General features: G+C 57.7%; 15 protein-coding genes. 6 read left to right on the forward strand and 9 right to left on the reverse strand.

Translation table 11 applies throughout. The features are described 5' to 3' along the window. Positions 1-90 precede the first annotated feature (90 nt). A complete protein-coding gene (gene deoR / locus RRF55_RS01280) occupies positions 91-849 on the forward strand; it encodes a DNA-binding transcriptional repressor DeoR (protein ID WP_004151717.1) in 759 nt (252 codons plus the stop codon). A gap of 38 nt (positions 850-887) precedes the next feature. On the opposite strand, the gene dacC is transcribed toward deoR, so the two are convergent. Together dacC and RRF55_RS01290 are read right to left on the reverse strand one after the other, a co-directional pair. Further along, positions 888-2,090 carry a serine-type D-Ala-D-Ala carboxypeptidase gene (dacC, locus tag RRF55_RS01285; RefSeq protein ID WP_004191175.1) on the reverse strand — a complete coding sequence of 401 codons (1,203 nt, stop codon included), beginning with the start codon at positions 2,088-2,090 and terminating at the stop codon, positions 888-890. A 647-nt stretch (positions 2,091-2,737) separates the two neighbouring features. Beyond that, on the reverse strand, positions 2,738-2,866 hold the full coding sequence (locus tag RRF55_RS01290) for a hypothetical protein (protein WP_032409999.1): 129 nt from the start codon (positions 2,864-2,866) through the stop codon (positions 2,738-2,740). A gap of 1,529 nt (positions 2,867-4,395) precedes the next feature. Between RRF55_RS01290 and RRF55_RS01295 the strand changes: the two genes are divergently transcribed. Continuing rightward, positions 4,396-5,022 (forward strand): glutathione S-transferase family protein, encoded by a 627-nt coding sequence (locus tag RRF55_RS01295; protein ID WP_004176727.1) that lies wholly within the window; start codon positions 4,396-4,398, stop codon positions 5,020-5,022. Between the two features lie 2 nt (positions 5,023-5,024). Here the strand turns inward: RRF55_RS01295 and RRF55_RS01300 are convergent, their stop codons facing one another. Both RRF55_RS01300 and bssR read right to left on the reverse strand, forming a co-directional pair. Next, a complete protein-coding gene (locus RRF55_RS01300; RefSeq protein WP_004141981.1) occupies positions 5,025-6,134 on the reverse strand; it encodes a PQQ-dependent sugar dehydrogenase in 1,110 nt (369 codons plus the stop codon). Between the two features lie 115 nt (positions 6,135-6,249). Then, entirely contained in the window at positions 6,250-6,633 is a 384-nt protein-coding gene (bssR, locus tag RRF55_RS01305) for a biofilm formation regulator BssR (protein WP_004151712.1), read from the reverse strand. Positions 6,634-7,011: 378 nt separating this feature from the next. Here bssR and RRF55_RS01310 point away from each other — a divergent pair, with 378 nt between their 5' ends. Beyond that, positions 7,012-8,253: an oligosaccharide MFS transporter gene (locus tag RRF55_RS01310; RefSeq protein ID WP_004147732.1), complete on the forward strand. Its 1,242-nt coding sequence runs from the start codon at positions 7,012-7,014 to the stop codon at positions 8,251-8,253. Between the two features lie 232 nt (positions 8,254-8,485). Further along, positions 8,486-9,811: a 30S ribosomal protein S12 methylthiotransferase RimO gene (gene rimO / locus RRF55_RS01315; protein ID WP_004141985.1), complete on the forward strand. Its 1,326-nt coding sequence runs from the start codon at positions 8,486-8,488 to the stop codon at positions 9,809-9,811. 403 nt (positions 9,812-10,214) lie between these two features. On the opposite strand, the gene gsiD is transcribed toward rimO, so the two are convergent. The 5 genes from gsiD to iaaA are packed head-to-tail and all read right to left on the reverse strand — an operon-like array spanning position 10,215 to position 16,487. Then, positions 10,215-11,126 (reverse strand): glutathione ABC transporter permease GsiD, encoded by a 912-nt coding sequence (gene gsiD / locus RRF55_RS01320; RefSeq protein ID WP_004147729.1) that lies wholly within the window; start codon positions 11,124-11,126, stop codon positions 10,215-10,217. 1 nt (position 11,127) lies between these two features. Then, positions 11,128-12,048: a glutathione ABC transporter permease GsiC gene (gene gsiC / locus RRF55_RS01325; protein ID WP_002892997.1), complete on the reverse strand. Its 921-nt coding sequence runs from the start codon at positions 12,046-12,048 to the stop codon at positions 11,128-11,130. A 46-nt stretch (positions 12,049-12,094) separates the two neighbouring features. Next, a complete protein-coding gene (gene gsiB, locus RRF55_RS01330) occupies positions 12,095-13,636 on the reverse strand; it encodes a glutathione ABC transporter substrate-binding protein GsiB (protein ID WP_032414721.1) in 1,542 nt (513 codons plus the stop codon). A 32-nt stretch (positions 13,637-13,668) separates the two neighbouring features. Then, entirely contained in the window at positions 13,669-15,528 is a 1,860-nt protein-coding gene (gene gsiA, locus RRF55_RS01335) for a glutathione ABC transporter ATP-binding protein GsiA (RefSeq protein WP_021312990.1), read from the reverse strand. 17 nt (positions 15,529-15,545) lie between these two features. After that, positions 15,546-16,487: a beta-aspartyl-peptidase gene (gene iaaA, locus RRF55_RS01340; RefSeq protein ID WP_004147725.1), complete on the reverse strand. Its 942-nt coding sequence runs from the start codon at positions 16,485-16,487 to the stop codon at positions 15,546-15,548. A gap of 235 nt (positions 16,488-16,722) precedes the next feature. On the opposite strand from iaaA, the gene moeA reads away from it, so the two are divergent. Continuing rightward, positions 16,723-17,958, forward strand: coding sequence for a molybdopterin molybdotransferase MoeA (gene moeA / locus RRF55_RS01345; protein ID WP_029602270.1), 1,236 nt, complete (start codon positions 16,723-16,725; stop codon positions 17,956-17,958). Then, entirely contained in the window at positions 17,958-18,713 is a 756-nt protein-coding gene (gene moeB / locus RRF55_RS01350; protein ID WP_004176736.1) for a molybdopterin-synthase adenylyltransferase MoeB, read from the forward strand. The genes moeA and moeB overlap by 1 nt, the downstream gene beginning before the upstream one ends. Positions 18,714-18,865: the final 152 nt, after the last annotated feature.

Raw genomic sequence — 18,865 nt, forward strand, 5'->3', positions numbered from 1 at the left:
GCTGCGGCCACCGCGTGACTAACCCGCAAGCGACAGGTAAAATCCCGCTAACGCCCTGCCCTTGCAGGGCGATTTTAGCGCAGAGGGAATATGGAAACTCGCCGTGACGAACGTATCAGTCAGCTCATTCAGGCACTTAAACGCAGCGATAAGCTGCATCTGAAAGAAGCCGCTTCCCTGCTTGGGGTGTCGGAAATGACCATTCGTCGCGACCTCAATGGTCACAGCGGCCCGGTTGTGCTGCTCGGCGGATACATTGTGCTGGAGCCGCGCAGCGCCACCCATTACCTGCTCAGCGATCAAAAAACCCGGCTGGTCGAGGAAAAACGCCGTGCCGCTCGCCATGCGGCCGCGCTGCTGGAGGCCCATCAGATGGCCTTCTTCGACTGCGGGACCACCACGCCGTGGATTATTGACGCCATTGACGATGCCCTGCCCTTCACCGGCGTCTGCTACTCCCTGAACACCTTTCTGGCCCTGCAGGAAAAACCCCAGTGCCGCGCGGTCCTGTGCGGTGGGGAGTTTCATGCCAGCAACGCGATTTTTATGCCGCTGAGCCTTGAGGATACCCTCAGCCATCTGAGCCCTGATATCGCCTTTTACTCGGCGGCGGGGATCGACTGCGAGCAGGGGGCGACCTGCTATAACCTGGAAGAGCTGCCGGTTAAGCACTGGGCGATGCGTCACGCGCGCTACCACGTGCTGGTGGTCGACCACAGCAAGTTTGGCAAAGTGCGTCCGGCGCGCATGGGGGCGTTAGCGAAATTTGACGTGATCGCCAGCGATATCTGCCCGGATGATGAGCTGGTCGCGCTGGCGAAGGCGCAGCAGATTTCCCTACTGTATTGAAGCGTCGCTGCCCGCGCCCCGCAGGGCGCGGGCAGGCATCAGGAGAACCAGCTGCCGAACCAGCCGTGCAGTTTCATCAGCACGAAGTCGATCATCCGGCTGAAGAAGCCGCCCTCTTTTACCGACTCCATGACAATCAGCGGACGCTGTTCAATGGTTTTATCATTTAGCTTAAAGTCGATAGTCCCGACCACCTGCCCCTTCTCCAGCGGCGCGGTAAGCTGCGGCTGATTTAAGGTATAGCTGGCTTTCAGGTTTTTCAGCTGGCCCTTCGGCAAAGTGATAGAGCCCGCCTCGCCAGCCCCCAGTTTCGCTTCATTGCTATCGCCAAACCACACGCGCTGGGTAACGAAGGTGGCATCTGGTTTAATCGGCGTCACGGTTTCAAAGAAGCGGAAGCCCCAGGTCAGCAGTTTTTCTGACTCGTTAAAGCGAATGCGGTCGGTTTTGGTCCCCAGCACCACGGCGATCAAACGCATATCACCCTGAGTGGCCGAGGAGACGAGGTTATAGCCGGCCCCGGCGGTGGTCCCGGTTTTCACGCCATCGGCGTTGAGGTTGCTGCTCCACAGCAGGCGGTTGCGGTTCGGCTGGCGAATTTTATTGAAAGTGAACTCTTTCTCTTTATGTACCGCATACTCTTCCGGTACGTCGTGGATCATCGCTTTGGTCAGCAGCGCCATATCGCGGGCGGTGCTGAACTGCCCCGGCGCGTCAAGGCCGTGGACGGTCATAAAGGTGGTGTTGGTCAGCCCCATTTTTTTGGCGTAGCCGTTCATCAGGCTAACGAAAGCGTCCTGGCTGCCCGCTACGTAGTCAGCAATTGCAATGCTGGCGTCGTTACCGGACTGAATGATCACCCCTTTGTTCAGATCTTCTACGGAAACCTGCATGCCAGGCTTGAGGAACATCACCGATGAGCCGCGCAGCGCCGGGTTGCCGGTCGCCCAGGCATCGCGTCCAACGGTCACCATATCGGTCAGTTTGATTTTTCCCGCTTTTATTGCCTGCCCTACCACGTAGCTGGTCATGATCTTCGTCAGACTGGCCGGGTCGAGTTTTTCATCGGCATTGCCTTCGCTGAGCACCTTCCCGCTGGCATAGTCCATCAGGATCCAGGCGCGAGCGTCAATTGAAGGGGCGTCGGGGAGTTGTTCCGCAGCCTGCACCGCAGGTGCGACAAGAAATAACAGCGCGCAACCTGCCGCGAGGCCGCGAAGGGAAAAAGCGTCATGCATCATAAGAGCCACCCAAGTATCCTTTCCAAACAAAATATGCCGCGCCACTCTGACCGCGCCGCAGCAACCGGTGAGTAAAGCGTACAAATGACCTTAAAGAAACAGCGAGTTGGTAAAGTTTTTAAAGTTTACGCAATAACATGCCGCTGTGCTTTAATCAGAACAATTTTTTTGATCGAAATCGCCTTAATGTTAACTTTATTATGGCAAGAAAAAAATCGCCTTTCAAAACCAATTAGTCACCGAAATTTCAATGACATAGCTCACTTCTCTTCGGGAAAAATGCTACTAAAGAGAGGTCGCAAGCGTGTCTTTCATTGTGGTTTGCCTGGTTATAGATTCACATTATGGCGGGAGCGTGTGGGGTAAGCGAAAGCCTGGCCAGTGATATCCAGTCGCCTCGCCCCCCTTCACCTGAGAACCGGGGATGGTTGTTACTGCTGATACCCTTCACAAAACTCAAAATGTCGGCCCGGTTGCATTCCATGAGGCCCAGCTCAACTTCCGAACTCACAATAACCACATCTGACTTGCTGCTGTAGAAGTCTCAGACGCTTAAATATAAACCTGAAGGTTCTGTAGGCCCTATTTACGCCTGAAATGCAGTTGAGAACTCCCGGGCTATGCTTGAGACGGTCATTACGCCCGTCTCAGGAAATTAGCAACAACGCCCGCACTTTTCTCTCCATCGGGCCTGCCCGATCGCCATGTTCAGCAGGGCTTCGATTGCCATAGCATTCCGCCGATGGAGGCGCAATATCCTTGATAAAGCATATCAATCAGCTATCCCCCTATACGCCACCCTCAGGAATTGAGGTCAGGAAGGGAGAGCCTCCCGCTAATGATATGAATTATTCGCCCACTGGATAAGCAGGCAGACGGCTTTCCTGTTTTAGTCGGCATATCGGTAAAAGATAGTTTATCGGGCTATTTTCCCTTTCCGTATTACACAAGTAAGAAAAATAGCACATCGATAAGGATGGATTCCTGGTCATTAAATACAGTATAGTTTCCCCTGCAATCTTTATGGAAGCGGGTAGCTCACCCGCAGTTATTCCATAAATTAAGATTCGCATATTGTGTTGAAAATGGCATATCCCTTTATGCGTGTAATTACACCCCAGCCTGTCGCTGGGCTTTTTTTTTCAAGGCGACTCTGGATGGTGATAAATTTTACAAATACATTCATAACAGCGCATCCACAGCCGTGGCCTTTACAGAAGTATTGCTCTCAAAACCCCGGGCCGCTCTGATACTGTTGCCCGTTATTAATCACGCCGGTTTGATGAAAAGGTTAACATCTCTTCCCGGGTAATATCCTACCCGTCTCGTCCGATGCCATATCGAGCTCTACGACTCGCTCTTCCAGACTGCAGTTCGCCAGTGCTTCTTTTATCCCTATTTCGTTTTGCAGGGATGTTTTGATAGCACCGCGATAGTATGCTGGCCATCCTTATCAGTCATTCATTTTAACCGCCTTTTTCAAATCCTTCCGGGGAAAGTAAAGTCCTCTACCAGGCTCTGCTCGTTTAACGCTATAGATTCAAATACTGATTATTGCATTATATACCACTTACCCCCGCCGTGATTACCCAGGTAAGATAAATAGCACAAAAGTAAGGGTGGATTCCTGGTTATTTAATACAGTATATTTCCCATGTAGTCTGTATGGAAGTTGATGGTTACCTTTGGTTAACCCATACTTCGAGACTCGAATATTATCTTGAGAACAGCATGCAACCCTGAGTAAATTTACTCCCCAGTGCCAGTCACTGGGTTTTTTTGCTATTTTTCAGAATATCTTCAGCCAGTTGGCGCCTCTCATGGTCTATTTTTTCTGGGTGGGATGAAAAAGATGTATATCCGATCGATAAAAACAACAGTTCATCCCTGTAAAAATATAATTCTTTCAGTAACTTTCTATTTATTAATATTAACCTGTGTTCCTCAGATGATTGCGATGCAATAATCAGCATCAAATTATACCCTCAGGCGACATTGAGATTTTAACCGAGACGGAGAGGGAGCGTTTTTATAGATGCGTTCATGATTTAAAGCTTTAATTATCAATAATATATGCCATGATCACGCCCTTTCCTTCGTAGCGTAACACCCTATAGATATTACTCCTGTAAAATAGTAAAAACACTTTCCGGGCCCTGTGACCCAGGAGTGCCCCTGGCTGAAGGGAGTAAGCATAAAAACCTTTAATAACAGCCAAATAAAAAAGCTTGCCGGATTTTTAACTTTATCCCAACATGATCGCCGATCGCGCTGCAACGGCAGTGAAACAAACTCAGGAGCGAAAATGATTACACTGTGGGGACGTAATAACTCGACCAACGTGAAGAAAGTACGCTGGGTGCTGGAGGAGCTGGATCTGCCTTATCAGCAGATCCTCGCCGGGCTGGAGTTTGGTCTCAATCATGACCCGGAATATCTGGCGATGAACCCGAACGGGCTGGTGCCGTTGTTAAAGGACGATGCCACCGGGGTGGTATTGTGGGAATCAAATACGATTATTCGCTACCTGGCGGCCCAGTATGGCGTTGACCGTCTGTGGCTGGCCGCGCCGGCGCAGCGCGCGCAAGGGGAAAAGTGGATGGATTGGTCCAACGGCACCCTCTCTCCCGCCCATCGCCCGGTATTAATGGGCCTGGTGAGAACGCCGCCGGAGCAGCGCGACCCGGCGGCCATCGCCGCGGGGATCAGCGCCTGCGAAGCGCTGTTCGCCATGCTGGATGACGAACTGGCCAAAACGCCGTGGCTCTCCGGCGAGCAGTTCGGCCTTGGCGATATTGCCGTCGCTCCCTTCGTCTACAATCTGTTGTCGATCCTCGACAGCTGGCAACCGCGGCCCCATCTGCAGCGCTGGTATCAGCAGATTAGCCAACGTCCTGCCTGGCGCGAAGTAGTGCAGATCCCGGTGACCTGAGGCTAAGCCTCGGGACTCAACCGCAATAGCTCGCCGTTAGACTCGTCGGTTAAAACGTACAGATAGCCGTCGGGTCCCACGCGAACATCGCGGATGCGTTTTCCGCGCGCCTCCAGTAATCTCCCCTCCTCGCGGACCTGATTACCGTCCACCGCCAGGACAATCAGCGATGTCTCCTTCAGCGCGCCGATAAACAGCTTATGCTGCCACTGGGGAAAGGTCGGCGCCGAATAAAAGGCCATCCCGCTCACCCCGGGAGAGACCGGCCAGACATACAGGGGAGGTTCGGTCCCCGGAACCGTTTTGCCTTTTGCTTCCGGAATGGGCAGGCCGCTGTAGTTAATACCGTGCGTCGCCAGCGGCCAGCCGTAATTTTTCCCCGCCTGCGGAATATTAATTTCATCTCCGCCGCGCGGGCCATGCTCGTTCAGCCACAGCGCCTCGCTCCAGGGATTCATCGCCATGCCCTGCGGATTACGGATGCCGTAAGCCCAGATCTCCGGCCTGGCGTCAGCCCGGCCGACAAAAGGGTTATCCGGCGGTACACCTCCGGTCTCCGTCAGGCGGACCACTTTCCCCTGCAGCTTGCTGAGATCCTGGGCGGTGGCGCGCTGATTATTTTCGCCCAGCCCGATAAACAAATATCCTTTGCCGTCGAACACCAGCCTGCCGCCAAAATGATTGCCGACGGAGAGCTTCGGCTGCTGGCGAAAGACCACGGTAAAGTTCGTCAGCTGCGTGGCATCCTCGCTCAACCGCCCATAGCCCACCGCGGTGCCCGCCTTACCGCTGGCGTCGCTTTCCGCATAGCTCAGCCACACCCGCCGCGACTGGGCGAAATCCGGGGCCAGCGCCACGTCCAGTAGGCCACCCTGGCCGTTGGCCCATACCTGCGGCACGCCGGCTATCGGCGCCGACAGACCTTTGCCCGGCTGCCAGCGCTTGAGCTCGCCGCCGCGCAGGGTGATCAGTATGCCCTGATCGTCAGGCAGAAAGGCCATGCCCCACGGCTGGGCCAGCCGGTTTTGCAATACCTCCACCCGCACCGCGGCCTGGCTCAGGGCTGGTAGCGCTAAGGCGCTCAATATCAACAGCAGTGGGATCGGACGCATGGCATTCTCCTTTCGTCAGCTCTGGGCTAAAGGGTAGCCAGCGGGGAAATTTGCGCGGGGATTTTTACATAACCTTTAACAGGGGAAGCATTCACTTCCCCTGGGTTTCAGCCGATCAGGCATGAGTGATTGGCGCCAATTTATTCAATTTATGAATATTTGAGGTCAATCCTGTCAGACAGCGTTCTAGCTTCTCTACGTTAACAGCGATGTATAGCGGACAATCATGATGCCCGCTCATCAGGCATAGTGCAGCGGCGGCGACCGATTCGCCGGCCAGGCGAAGGACATCCCTCTCCTCCGGTGAAATGGCATTCTGCAGGCGCGGCGCCTGCGCACGCATTTCACGGCAAAGCTCAAACAAGTTATCACGCAGATGGTCATTTTCGCTGACTGACATGTAGCCTTTGGCCTTTCGCAGTTGCAGATAGGCGTCAATATCGATATTGGCGTTAATAAGCTTCTGCAGAAGGTGGCGGTATAGTCTGTCAACGGTCATCACGGTTCCTCCTCTGTCGTCCTTTACCCTTTCCATAATACGGTTATTTTATGTGCAAAATGATGCGCCAGGTCAATAATCCCCAGTTCTTTAACATCATTTACAATGTGGCAACTTTAACGCATTGTAGGGTGTATAACAAAAATAATGTTATACGATCACAATTAATTTCAAGATGAAATTAATAAACAGAAAATGGCAATAAGAGACAAAATTAGTGCAGCAATGATCACAATACCTCATATGACCTGTTGCACCATCGTCAATTAGGATGTCATAACAAATAATTAATGTAATACGTATAACATGTCAGGAAAACAGCGAACGCGGCCCGCGGATCGCTGAAATTCTCTCTGCCCATTTGCAAGGAACTGAAACATGACGTCCGGTAAAAGAAACTACCTTCTGTTGAGTCTTTTCGATTTCCTCTACCTGTTCGCCTGGTCGTCGACCATGGCTTTCTTCGTTATCTGGACCACCCAGCATCTTGGCATCAGCGCCACGAAGACCGGGCTGCTTTACTCGGTCAACGCCTTTATCGCCCTGCTGATGCAGCCTTTCTTCGGCTTTATCTCTGACAAGTTCGGCCTGAAAAAACGGCTTATCTGGCTGCTGGTCGCCCTGCTCCTGCCGGTGGGCCCCTTCTTTATCTACGTTTACGCGCCGCTGCTGGTGCACAACTTTTGGTTTGGCGCCTTGCTGGGAGGGATCTATCTCGGGATCATCTTTAACTCCGGCTGCGGAGTAATCGACTCTTATATCGATAAGATTTCCCGGCGCTATCAGTTCGAATATGGTCGTGTGCGGATGTGGGGCTCGTTAGGCTGGGCAGCGGCGGCCTGGATTGTGGGTAAGTATATCGACAGCAATCCTAATCTGGCCTTCTGGCTCGCCAGCCTCGCCATTGTCATCGCCGCCATCTGCTTTATGCTAACCAAAATTGAATTAACCGACGCCGATGTGGCGCGAAGCGAATCGCTGAAGGTCTCTCATGCCCTTGAGCTGGCGAAGAATGGTCAGTTCTGGATGCTGCTGCTCTTTACCCTGTTCGTCACGCAGATTTACGACACCTACGATCAGCAGTTTGCCCAGTACTTCTCGCTACAGTTCCCGACGCCGGAGGAAGGCAACCGCTGGTACGGGATCCTCGCGTCTATTCAGGTCTGCGGTGAAACCCTGTTCCTCTGCCTGATGCCATGGTTTGTTAACCGGACCGGCGCCAAATGGGCGCTGATCATCGCCGGGCTGATCATGTCGGTACGTATTGTCGGCTCAGCCGTGCCCCTCGGCCCGGTGTGGATTGGTGCGGTGAAAATGATGCATGCTCTGGAGAAGCCGTTGATTCTGGTATCGGTCTTTAAATTCATCGCCGCCAACTTCGACCACAAGCTCTCTTCGACGGTCTATTTGCTGGTGCTGTTCGTCGCCTCGATCGCCACCGCCATTTACTCTCCGCTGGCAGGCTATCTGTACGATACCATTGGCTTCGCCAACACCTATCTGATTCTCGGCAGCGTCGCCGGGCTCTTTACCCTGATCTCTATTTTCACGCTGCAGGATAAGCGCGAGCCGAAAAAAACCGGCGCCACCCCCTCCGCAGCCATTAACCCGGCGCAATAAGTCTCTGCCCGGCAGCCACGCCGGGCTTGAGTCGCCTGTGCGCACGGCTTGTCAGAAGCGTGTCCCACCCCTCTGCTCCGGGGCGTGTGGGATCCGCTCTGGCGGTGGGGGGCGTAAAAGACAGGTCGGGGGCGCTTTTTCACCATTAACCGCGACGGAGCTATACTCTTTTTCGCAAAGATCTGTAGAATTCCTGCCCTGACCATTCCAATAATTGAACACTTTTTAAGCTATGAGCAATGTCACGCATCAGCCGAAAATCGGCTTCGTCTCCCTGGGCTGCCCGAAAAACCTCGTGGACTCAGAGCGTATCCTGACCGAACTGCGCACCGAAGGTTATGACGTCGTACCGACCTACGACAACGCCGATATGGTGATCGTTAACACCTGCGGCTTTATTGATAGCGCTGTGCAGGAATCGCTGGAAGCGATCGGCGAAGCGTTGAAAGAGAACGGCAAGGTAATCGTCACCGGCTGTCTCGGCGCGAAAGAGGATCAGATCCGCGAAGTGCATCCGAAGGTGCTGGAGATCACCGGTCCGCACAGCTATGAGCAGGTGCTGGAGCATGTCCACCATTATACGCCGAAGCCGAAGCACAACCCGTTCCTGAGCCTGGTGCCGGAACAGGGGGTTAAGCTGACGCCGCGCCACTACGCCTACTTAAAAATTTCTGAAGGCTGCAACCATCGCTGCACCTTCTGCATCATCCCGTCCATGCGTGGCGATCTGGTGAGCCGTCCGATTGGCGAAGTGCTGGCCGAAGCCAAACGCCTCGCTGACGCCGGCGTGAAAGAGCTGCTGGTGATTTCGCAGGACACCTCCGCCTACGGCGTCGACGTCAAGCACCGCACCGGCTTCCACAACGGTATGCCGGTGAAGACCAGCATGGTCAGTTTGTGCGAAGAGCTGGCGAAGCTCGGCATCTGGGTACGCCTGCACTATGTCTACCCGTACCCGCACGTTGACGATGTGATCCCGCTGATGGCGGAAGGCAAGATTCTGCCGTACCTCGATATTCCGCTGCAGCACGCCAGCCCGCGTATTCTGAAGCTGATGAAGCGTCCAGGTTCTGCGGACCGTCAGCTGGCGCGCATTAAGCAGTGGCGTGAAATTTGCCCGGATCTGACCCTGCGCTCCACTTTTATTGTGGGCTTCCCGGGCGAAACGGAAGAAGATTTCCAGATGCTGCTCGACTTCCTGAAAGAGGCGCGTCTCGACCGCGTCGGCTGCTTCAAGTACAGCCCGGTTGAAGGCGCTACCGCCAACGAGCTGGCGGACCAGGTGCCGGAAGAGGTGAAAGAAGAGCGCTGGAACCGCTTTATGCAGCTGCAGCAGCAGATCTCTGCCGAGCGTCTGCAGGAGAAAGTGGGGCGCGAAATCCTGGTGCTGGTAGATGAAGTTGATGAAGAAGGCGCCATTGGCCGCAGCATGGCCGACGCTCCGGAAATCGACGGCGCGGTGTACCTGAACGGCGAAACCCGCGTTAAGCCGGGCGACGTGGTGCGGGTGAAAGTCGAGCATGCCGACGAATACGACCTCTGGGGAACCCGGGTCTAGTCCAGCTTCCCGGATAGCGGCTTAGCGCATTCCACGGCCTACGGGGTCCTCCCGTAGGCTCACCCCCCAGGTCCGCGCAAGCGCAGCGCCACGGGCAAGCATTGATTACCTTCCAGGCAGCCCTGTTGCGCCGTTATTTTGCTGCGCCATAAGAGACATAACGCAGACGATTAACCGGGAGCGCAAACTACGCAGAAGCCACAGATAACATAAAGGACTTTCCAGCGATGCTTCGCCTCACCCTGGCCCTCTCCCGGGAGGAGAGGGAACCGTCCAGCGGTCGTTTCCGCCTCACACCGCTCCCTGCGCCATGAGAGACCTAACGCAGAAAATTAACCGGAAGCGCAATGTGCGCTGAAGCCGCAGATAACATAAAGGACTCCCGGCGGAGCTTTCCCTCACCCTACCCCTTTAACTTCGGATCCAGCGCATCGCGCAGGCCATCTCCCAGCAGATTAAACGCCAGTACGGTCACGAAAATCGCCACCGCCGGAAAGAGCGCCACGTGCGGAGACATCACCATATCCGCCCGCGCTTCGTTGAGCATCGCGCCCCACTCCGGGGTGGGCGGCTGCGCGCCGAGGCCGAGAAACGACAGACTGGCCGCCGAAATAATCGATACCCCAATGCGCATGGTGAAATAAACCACGATCGATGACACCGTCCCCGGCAGGATATGGTTGAACAGAATGGTGGCGTCGCTGGCGCCGATGCTGCGCGCCGATTCAATAAAGGTCTGCTGCTTCAGAACCAGCGTATTGCCGCGCACCAGACGAGCAAACGCCGGGATCGAGAAGATCGCCACGGCGATGATCACGTTGGCCATCCCGCTGCCCATAACGGCGACCACCGCGATCGCCAGCAGGATCCCCGGAAAGGCGAACAACACGTCGCAAAGTCGCATAATGAGCCGGTCCCACCAGCCCTCATAGTAGCCAGCCAGCAGCCCAAGCACCGTGCCGATGGCCGCGCCAATCAGCACCGCCAGTACCCCGGCGGCCAGCGAGATCTGCGCCCCGACCAGCACCCGGCTGAAAATATCCCGTCCCAGGGAGTCGACTCCGAACCAGTGCACCAGCGAAGGTCCCTCGTTCAGACGGTCGTAGTCGAAATAATTTTCCGCATCGTACGGCGCTATCCATGGGGCAACGATGGCTACCGCAATCAGCAACAGCACGAAAATACCAGCGCCCATCGCCACCGGCTGGCGACGAAAGCGCCGCCAGAACTCATGCCAGGGGGTATGGATCTCGCCGGGTCTGATGCCCGGCATGGCGTTCAGCGCCGCCTGCCTTCTCCAGTTAAGCAATCGCACCTTACTTATACCTGATAGCCGGGTTTATGGCCGCGTACAGCACATCCACCACTAAATTGATAAGAATAAACTCCAGCGAAAAGAGCAGCACTTCCGCCTGAATCACCGGATAATCGCGCATCTCCACCGAATCGACCAGCAAGCGCCCAAGCCCCGGCCAGTTAAACACCTTCTCCACAACGATCGACCCGCCGAGCAGAAAGCCGAACTGCAGCCCCATCATGGTCACCACCGGGATCATCGCATTGCGCAGACCATGCTTGAGCACCACCCGCGTTTCGCTCACCCCCTTCGCCCGGGCGGTGCGCATATAGTCTTCATGCAGCACATCGACGAATGACGCGCGGGTAAAGCGCGCCATGACCGCCGCCACCGCCGCGCCAAGGGTCAACGACGGCAAAATATAGTGCCGCCAGCTGTCGGCCCCCACCGTCGGCAGCCAGCCCAGCTCAACCGAAAACACCTGCATCAGCAGCATACCAAGGGCAAAAGCCGGAAACGAAATGCCGCTCACCGCCAGCGCCATTCCCAGACGGTCGGGCCAGCGATTGCGCCACACCGCGGCCGCAATCCCCGCCGCCATCCCGAACAGTACCGCCCAGCTCATGCTGGCCAGCGTCAGCCACAGCGTGGGCATAAAGCGACTGGCTATCTCACTGGCAACGGGACGCCGCGAGGCCATGGAAATGCCAAAATCGCCGCGCAGCACGTTGGTGATGTAGTGCCAGAACTGGACATGCAGCGGCTGGTCAAGCCCCAGCTGCTGGCGCACCATCGCCACCACCTGGGCATCGGCCTCAGGTCCGGCAATCAGCCGCGCCGGGTCACCGGGCAGCATATGGACGAATAGAAACACCAGCACCGCGACGATAAGCAGAGTGGGGATCAGGCCCAGCAGGCGCTTAATCACATAATTCAGCATCGCTCCCTCCCATTCCGGGAGAGAGGACGCATGAAGATGAACATGATCACGGCGTCAGGTCCGCCTGTTCGAAGCTAAAGCCGGTATCCGGCTGGATATAGAAACCGGTGAGGTTCTTGCTGTGGGCGGAGACCAGTTTCTCGACCACCAGCGGCACCCACGGCGACTCTTTCCAGATAATATCCTGCGCCTCTTTATAGAGTTTGGTTTTCTGTTGCGGATCGGTGGTTTTCAGCGCCTCGCTCAGCGCGTTATCCACCTGCGGGTTGCTGTAAAACGCGGTATTAAACAGCGTCGGCGGCCAGTTTTGCGAGGCGAACAGCGGCGACAGCGCCCAGTCGGCTTCACCGGTGGAGGCGGACCAGCCGGTATAAAACATCCGTACCCCGCTCTCTCTCTGCCCTTTACCTTCCACTTCCGCCGCCCGCTGACCAGCGTCCATCGCCGTCACCTGCGCCTTAATCCCCACCTGCGCCAGCTGCTGCTGGGTGAACTGCAGTACTTTCTGCGCGGTGCTGTGATTATGTGATGACCACAGCGTGGTGCTGAAACCGTTAGGGTAGCCCGCCTCTTTCAGCAGCTGGCGCGCTTTCGCCGGATCGTATGGCCAGGCGGTGTAGGTCTGGGCATAGGCGATCGACGGCGGCACCACTCCGGTCGCCGGGGTGGCGTAGCCGGCGAACGCTACCTTCACCAGCGCCTGGCGGTTAATCGCATAGTTGATGGCTTCCCGTACCTTCGGATTATCGAACGGCTTCTGCGTCACGTTCATGCTGATGTAGCGCTGCATGATCGACGGGCTGGCCACCAGCTCCAGTTTGCTGTTTTTCGCCAGCAGCGGCGCCTGTTCGTAAGGGATCGGGAAGGCGAACTGCGCCTCGCCGGTCTGCAGCATCGCCGCCCGGGTATTGTTATCCACCACCGGACGCCAGGTGATAGAATCCAGCTTTGGCAGCCCCGGCTGCCAGTACCCATCGAACTTGCTGACCTTCACAAAATCCGTCTGGTTCCAGGTGTCGAGCTTATACGGCCCGGTGCCCACCGGGTGGAAGCCGATATCCTTACCATATTTTTTCAGCGCCGCCGGCGAAATCATCGCTGTCGCCGGATGGGCGAGAATGTTAATAAACGCCGAGAAGGGCTGCTTCAGGGTAATTTTGACCGTAGTCGGATCGACCGCCTCGGTACTGGCGATATTTTTATACAGGTTATAGCGCTTGAGATGGTTATCCGGGTTACTCGCGCGATCGAGGTTAGCCTTTACCGCCTCGGCGTTAAAGTCAGTGCCATCCTGGAATTTCACCCCGCTGTGCAGCTTAACGGTGTACACCAGGCCGTCCGGTGACACGGTATAGCTCTCAGCAAGAACGTTTTGCAGCTTCATCTCTTTATCAAGGCCGAACAGGCCTTGATAAAAGGACTTCGCCACCGCCTGCGACAGGGTATCGTTGGCATCATAGGGGTCGAGGGTCGTGAAGTTAGACCCGACCGCCACCACCACATCTTTGGCGGCAAAGGCGGGAGCGCTCGCCAGGGCTGCCGCGATACTCAGCGCCAGCCACCATTTGCGTGAAACAGGTTGTGTCATCGTGTTCTCCTGAAAAGATGCGTTATGTGTTGTTATGTTCTGCCCAGCACATCGGCGGATTCGCGGGCGACGAAGTGGCCCGGCCCGACCTGCTGCAACGGCACGCTGGCGATCTCCTCGCCCCGCTTATAAATATTGCCCGGGACGTCATCAGACAGCAGGACCCGCTGCGGATGACGGTGGCCCGGGTCGGCCACCGGTACGGCGGCCATGAGCTTACGGGTATAGGGGTGCTGCGGGTTTTCAAACACCGCGCGGCGCGGGCCTATTTCGACAATGCGACCGCGATACATCACCGCCACGCGGTGGCTGATGCGCTCCACCACCGCCATATCATGGGAAATAAACAGAAACGCGATGCCCATCTCGCGCTGCAGGTCGAGCATCAGATTGATAATCTGCGCCCGAATGGAGACATCCAGGGCCGACACCGACTCGTCGGCTATCACCACCTTCGGATTCAGCGCCAGCGCGCGGGCAATGCAGATCCGCTGCCGCTGGCCGCCGGAAAAGGCATGGGGATAGCGCCAGGCATGCTCCGGCTGCAACCCCACGCGCTTCAGCAGCCAGGCGACTCGCTCACGCGCTGCTTCCCCACGCAGCAGGCCATGCACCCGCAGCGGCTCCATAATCGAATCGCCGACCGTCTGACGCGGATCAAGCGAGGCGTAAGGGTCCTGAAAAATAAACTGAATATTGCGCCGCAGAGCCTGCAGCTTGCCGCCGGCGAGGGTATCGATCCGCTGACCGTCGAAGGTAATGGTGCCTCCCTGGGTCTCTACCAGCCTCAGCAGCGCCCGGCCGGTGGTCGACTTGCCGCAGCCGGACTCGCCCACCAGCGACAGGGTCTCTCCCGGCCAGAGATCAAAACTGACCTTCTCCACCGCACGCACTTCGCGCGTCACGCGATTGAGCAGCCCGCCGCGCACCGGAAAACGGGCCACCAGGTCACGCACCTGCAGGATCGGCTCGCCGGCGACTACCGTATCGGGCGTTTCGCTCTCCGCCAGCGGCTGGCCCGGTAGCGGAAAACGGCGCGGCAGATCCTGGCCACGCATCTCCCCCAGCCGCGGGACCGCCGCCAGCAGCGACTGCGTATACGGGTGCTGCGGCGAACGAAAGATCTCCTCAACGCTGCCGGTCTCTACCGCCTCACCGCGATACATCACCAGCACCCGATCGGCGATATCGGCCACGACGCCCATATCGTGGGTGATAAAGATCACCCCCATCGCCATCTCCTTTTGCAGAACGGCAATGAGTTGCAGAATTTGCGCCTGGATGGTGACATCCAGCGCCGTGGTTGGCTCATCGGCTATCAACACCGCCGGCCGACAGGAGAGCGCCATGGCGATCATCACCCTCTGGCGCATGCCGCCGGAGAGCTGGTGCGGATAGCGCGAGAGCATCTCTTCCGCCTGGGGAATACGCACCTGATCGAGCATCTTTTTCGCCGCGCGCAGCGCCTCTTCGCGCCCCAGCCCCTGGTGCAGGCGCAGGGATTCGGCAATCTGCTCGCCGATGGTAAAAACCGGATTCAGCGAGGTCATCGGCTCCTGAAAAATCATGGCCAGATCCGCGCCGCGCACCCGGCGCATCTCAGCGTCCGTTTGCTCATTGAGCGCGATCACCTGCCGGTTACGCCGCCGCAACCACAGCCCCTCGCTGTTCACCTCGCTGCTGGCCGCGTCTAGCAGACGCATCAGCGCCAGCGCGGTCACCGATTTTCCCGAACCGGACTCACCCACTATCGCCAGCGTCTCGCCGCGGCGCAGGCTGAAGGAAAGCTGACGCACGGCCTGCACCTCCGGCGCATCCTGCTGGCGGAACGCCACGTTCAGGTTGCGCACCACCAGCACTTCGCAGGTATCGGTTTCGTGAGTTTGCGACACTCGCCCTCTCCCTTGTTCTATTCGCGATAAATGCCAATGGTCGGCGTATCGCCGGCATAGCACCAGGCGCGGTACATGCCTTCACTGTTAAACGGTAAAACGACGTTGCCTTCGCGATCGACGGCTATCAGCCCGCCGCTGCCGCCGAGAGCCGGCAGTTTCTCCATCACCACCCGCTCGCAGGCGGAATAGAGACTGAGCTGCCCATACTCCATCAGGGCGGCGATATCGTAGGCCGCCAGGGTGCGCATAAAGACTTCGCCGGTGCCGGTACAGGAGACCGCCACGCTGGCATTATTGGCATAACACCCCGCGCCCGGCAGCGGGCTGTCGCCGACGCGTCCGGGCAGTTTGTTGGTCATGCCGCCGGTGGAGGTCGCCGCCGCCAGATTGCCGGCCAGATCGAGCGCCACCGCGCCGACGGTGCCCATTTTCTGGCGTTCGTCGAGTGGAGCGGCGTGGTGGTCGAGGATAATCTCCCCGCCCGCTTTCGCCTCCTGCAGCTGCAGCAGCCTTTCAGGAGTGGAAAAGAGATCGTTATCCACGCGCGCCATCCCGTGGGAGATGGCAAAATTTTCCGCCCCCTCGCCGATCAGTAGTACGTGCGGACTCTTCTCCAGCACCAGACGCGCCGCCAGCACCGGATTACGCAAATGTTTGACCCCGGCTACCGCGCCAGCCTGCAGGCTGTAGCCGTCCATTACGCAGGCGTCCAGCTCGTGGGTTTGATCGCGGGTAAATACCGCGCCCATTCCGGCGTTGAACAACGGACACTCCTCCAGCAGCCGAACGGCCTCGGTCACGGCATCCAGCGCGCTGGCGCCCGCGGCCAACATTTTCTGCCCGCTTTCGACGATAGTCGACAGCGCCGCCACATACTCTCGCTCCCGCTCCGGCGTCATTTGCGCGCGAGAAATCGCCCCTGCGCCGCCGTGAATTGCTATAACCGCCTTGCCCATTTCGCCAGTCCTTAACGATGAAGTGGATCGCCCCTGCCCTGTCGTACCGCGGCGCGGCGCCGGTCACGTCATGAATAAGGGTATTGATATCATTATATTGCTGAATGTCTTATACAATTTTTGAATATAGAAAGAGCGGCGGGCGATGTAAAGCCTCGTACCCAGGTGGCATACAGCCCGCGCCGCTTTTCTGCCATAATAGGCGTTTTCGCTGTTTTGCCCGCAGGAGTGACCCATGGATTTTACCGCCGGACTGATGCCGCTCGACACAGCCCTCGCCCAGATGCTCGATCGTATTACGCCGCTGAACGCGACGGAAACTGTACCGCTGTTGCAGGCCTTCTCGCGTGTGACCGCCCATGACATCGTCTCCCCGCTGGATGTGCCCGGCTTTGATAACGCGGCGATGGATGGCTATGCCGTCCGGCTGAACGACCTTCGCGACGGCGCGACGCTGCCGGTCGCCGGTAAGGCCTTCGCCGGCCAGCCGTTCAACGACGCCTGGCCGTCGGGCACCTGTATCCGCATCATGACCGGCGCGCCGGTGCCGGAAGGCTGCGATGCGGTGGTGATGCAGGAAGAGACTGAACAGACCGAGGCCGGCGTGCGCTTTATCGCGCCGGTAAAAGCCGGGCAGCATATTCGCCGCCGCGGAGAAGATATTGCCCACGGCGCGGTGGTCTTCCCGGCGGGGACACCCCTGACGGTGGCCGAGCTGCCGGTGCTGGCCTCGCTGGGCATTGCCGAGGTCGAGGTGGTGCGCAAGGTACGCGTCGCGGTCTTCTCAACCGGCGATGAGCTGCAGCTGCCGGGTCAACCGCTCGGCGACGGCCAGATTTACGATACCAACCGCCTGGCAGTGCACCTGATGCTGCAGCAGTTGGGCTACGAGGTCATTAACCTCGGCATTATTCCTGACGACCCGGCGAAGCTGCGCGACGCCTTTATCGCCGCCGACCAGCAGGCCGATGTGGTCATTAGCTCAGGCGGCGTCTCGGTGGGTGAAGCCGATTACACCAAAACTATCCTCGAAGAGCTGGGGGAGATCGGCTTCTGGAAGCTGGCGATTAAGCCGGGGAAACCCTTCGCCTTCGGCAAGCTCAGCAGCAGCTGGTTCTGCGGCCTGCCGGGTAACCCGGTGTCCGCCACCGTCACCTTCTGTCAGCTGGTGCAACCCCTGCTGGCGAAACTCTCGGGCAAGCACGGCCCGCTTCAGGCGCCCCGCCTGCGGGTCCGCGCCGCCACGCGCCTGAAAAAGTCGCCTGGCCGCCTCGATTTTCAGCGCGGTATTCTGCAGCGCAACCCGGACGGCGAACTGGTGGTGAACACCACCGGCCATCAGGGCTCGCACATTTTCAGCTCCTTCAGCCTCGGCAACTGCTTTATCGTGCTGGAGCGTGAGCGCGGCCATGTTGAAGCAGGTGAATGGGTCGAGGTCGAACCCTTCAGTCACCTGTTTGGGGGGCTGTAATGACCGTTGAGCTGAGCGATGAAGAGATGCTGCGCTATAACCGGCAGATCGTCTTGCGCGGTTTTGATTTTGACGGCCAGGAGCGGTTAAAAGCCGCTCGCGTGCTGGTGGTCGGCCTCGGCGGGCTCGGCTGCGCCGCCGCGCAGTATCTGGCCGCCGCCGGGGTCGGGCAGCTCACCCTGCTTGATTTCGACACTGTCTCGCTCTCCAACCTGCAGCGCCAGACGCTGCACAGCGACGCCACCCTCGGCCAGCCGAAGGTGGATTCCGCCCGCGAGGCGCTGGCGCGCATTAACCCGCACGTCCGTCTGGTCCCGCTCAATGCCTTGCTGGATGAGGCGGCGCTGGCGGCGCAGATTGCCGATCACGATCTGGTGCTCGACTGCACCGACAACGTCGCCATTCGCAACCAGCTTAACGTCGGCTGCTTTCAGCACAAAACCCCACTGGTCTCCGGAGCGGCGATCCGTATGGAGGGGCAAATCAGCGTCTTTACCTATCAGGATGGCGAACCCTGCTACCGCTGCCTGAGCCGTCTGTTCGGCGAAAATGCCCTCACCTGCGTCGAAGCCGGGGTAATGGCCCCGCTGGTAGGCACCATCGGTTCGCTGCAGGCGATGGAGGCGATTAAGCTGCTGAGCGGCTACGGCACCCCTGCCAGCGGAAAAATCGTCATCTACGATGCCATGACCTGCCAGTTTCGCGAAATGAGGCTGATGCGTCACCCGCAGTGCGAGGTATGCGGCTCGCACTGACCCTCACACCGGCGACGAGAGTCGCCGGTGGTTTTGTGACCGCTCTCGTTATTTTCTCCTCTCTGACTTATCCCCATCCCGCTTGTTGATTTGCGTCAACATAACTTTCATTCGAAAGTGTTTTTATGTTCATACGCAAACAAGAGGATAAG

It is taken from the genome of Klebsiella sp. K47 (assembly GCF_051858335.1).
In the GTDB taxonomy this organism is placed as follows: domain Bacteria; phylum Pseudomonadota; class Gammaproteobacteria; order Enterobacterales; family Enterobacteriaceae; genus Klebsiella; species Klebsiella pneumoniae.

Excerpts from the sequence above, each read along its gene's own strand:
- deoR (WP_004151717.1), top strand. The coding sequence starts at position 91 with ATGGAAACTCGCCGTGACGAACGTATCAGTCAGCTCATTCAGGCACTT.
- dacC (WP_004191175.1), bottom strand. The coding sequence starts at position 2,090 with ATGATGCATGACGCTTTTTCCCTTCGCGGCCTCGCGGCAGGTTGCGCG.
- RRF55_RS01295 (WP_004176727.1), top strand. The coding sequence starts at position 4,396 with ATGATTACACTGTGGGGACGTAATAACTCGACCAACGTGAAGAAAGTA.
- RRF55_RS01300 (WP_004141981.1), bottom strand. The coding sequence starts at position 6,134 with ATGCGTCCGATCCCACTGCTGTTGATATTGAGCGCCTTAGCGCTACCA.
- bssR (WP_004151712.1), bottom strand. The coding sequence starts at position 6,633 with ATGACCGTTGACAGACTATACCGCCACCTTCTGCAGAAGCTTATTAAC.
- RRF55_RS01310 (WP_004147732.1), top strand. The coding sequence starts at position 7,012 with ATGACGTCCGGTAAAAGAAACTACCTTCTGTTGAGTCTTTTCGATTTC.
- rimO (WP_004141985.1), top strand. The coding sequence starts at position 8,486 with ATGAGCAATGTCACGCATCAGCCGAAAATCGGCTTCGTCTCCCTGGGC.
- gsiC (WP_002892997.1), bottom strand. The coding sequence starts at position 12,048 with ATGCTGAATTATGTGATTAAGCGCCTGCTGGGCCTGATCCCCACTCTG.
- gsiB (WP_032414721.1), bottom strand. The coding sequence starts at position 13,636 with ATGACACAACCTGTTTCACGCAAATGGTGGCTGGCGCTGAGTATCGCG.
- iaaA (WP_004147725.1), bottom strand. The coding sequence starts at position 16,487 with ATGGGCAAGGCGGTTATAGCAATTCACGGCGGCGCAGGGGCGATTTCT.
- moeA (WP_029602270.1), top strand. The coding sequence starts at position 16,723 with ATGGATTTTACCGCCGGACTGATGCCGCTCGACACAGCCCTCGCCCAG.
- moeB (WP_004176736.1), top strand. The coding sequence starts at position 17,958 with ATGACCGTTGAGCTGAGCGATGAAGAGATGCTGCGCTATAACCGGCAG.